Origin of the sequence: Candidatus Palibaumannia cicadellinicola, assembly GCF_002855795.1 — a bacterium.
GTDB lineage: Bacteria > Pseudomonadota > Gammaproteobacteria > Enterobacterales > Enterobacteriaceae > Baumannia > Baumannia cicadellinicola_C.
This window is the reverse complement of record NZ_NJPO01000114.1, coordinates 1-1,531: the sequence shown is the minus strand read 5'-3', so window position 1 is coordinate 1,531 and position 1,531 is coordinate 1. Positions and strand designations below refer to the sequence as shown.

Sequence of the window (1,531 nt, the reverse complement as noted above, 5' to 3'; positions counted from 1 at the left end):
TCAACAAACTCCATGGACAATTGACAGGCTTTAATATGATTATGACTACTTCAGCTAAATCGTCTCTAACTAGTACTACAGATAATATAACAGTAGATATAGTGCTAATTGGTGGCGGGGTTATGAGCGCTACACTTGCTACTTATCTGCAAGTTCTTGAACCTAACTGGACTATTTATATATATGAACGTTTAGACAATGTGGCTGAAGAAAGTTCAAATGTCTGGAATAATGCTGGTACTGGACACGCTGCTTTTTGTGAACTCAATTATACTCCACTCAAATTAGATGGCTCAGTTAATATATCACAAGCAATATCAGTCAACGAATCTTTTGAAGTTTCGCGCCAATTCTGGGCATATTTGGTGAAGAATCAACTTCTCAACTCTCCACAATCTTTTATTAATAATATGCCACATATTAGTTTAGTCTGGGGTAATGAAAATATTTGCTTTTTGTATAAACGTTTTAAGGCGCTACAGAGTTGTCTTTTGTTCCGGGGAATGGAATTCTCTGAAGATTATCAGAAAATACGTCAGTGGGCGCCACTAATTATGGATGGCCGAAATTCAGGTCAAAAAGTGGCAGCTACGCGTATGGTAATGGGTACAGATGTAAATTTTGGCGAAATTACTAAACAACTATTCACTTCATTACAACGTAATCCTAATTGTAATCTGTATCTCAAACATAATGTAGTAGATATTAAACGTAACATAGATAAAACATGGACCATATGTGTTGCTAATTGTAACAACAGTAATTACCAAACTAAAGTACACTCACGTTATGTTTTTATTGGCGGGGGAGGAGCATCATTAAATTTATTACAAAAATCAGGCATTACCGAAGTTAATGGTTATGCGGGTTTCCCAGTAGGAGGAAAATTTCTTGTGACTACTAACCCGACTATAGTTAGCAGTTATAAAGCGAAAGTATATGGGAAAGCTTCCTTAGGAGCACCGCCGATATCAATTCCCCATCTTGATACGCGTATTATCAATGGTAAGTTAATGCTATTTTTTGGCCCATTTGCTACTTTTAGTAGTAAATTTCTTAAGCAGGGTTCATCGTTAGATTTATTTAATTCACTAACTTGTCAAAATATACTACCGATGTTACATGTTGGTAAAAATAATTTACAGCTAATAAAATATCTAATCAGTCAAATAATGATGTCAGAAAAAAAGATACTTAGCATTCTACGTGAATATTATCCGGAAGCTCAGTTAAAAGATTGGGCTATGATACCAGCAGGTCAGCGAGTTCAAATCATACAAAAAGATACTGAAAAAGGTGGTATCCTGCAGTTCGGTACTAAAATAATTAGTACTGAAGATGGAGCATTATCTGCATTGCTTGGTGCATCACCTGGAGCTTCTACCGCAGCATATATCATGCTCGAATTGTTGGGTATTATGTTTAAAAAACAAATGACTAGTGACGCTTGGCAGCAAAAAATTAATGAGATAATTCCATCTTACGGTCAAGCTTTAAACGATAATATCATACTAACTAATCATATCCGCCT

Annotated in this window: 1 protein-coding gene; it reads left to right on the top strand. The window is 35.5% G+C overall.

Translation table 11 applies throughout. The annotated features are described in order from the left end of the window. Positions 1-35 precede the first annotated feature (35 nt). The coding region (mqo, locus tag CEX73_RS02220; protein WP_101626970.1) for a malate dehydrogenase (quinone) at positions 36-1,531 on the top strand (1,496 nt) is incomplete at its 3' end.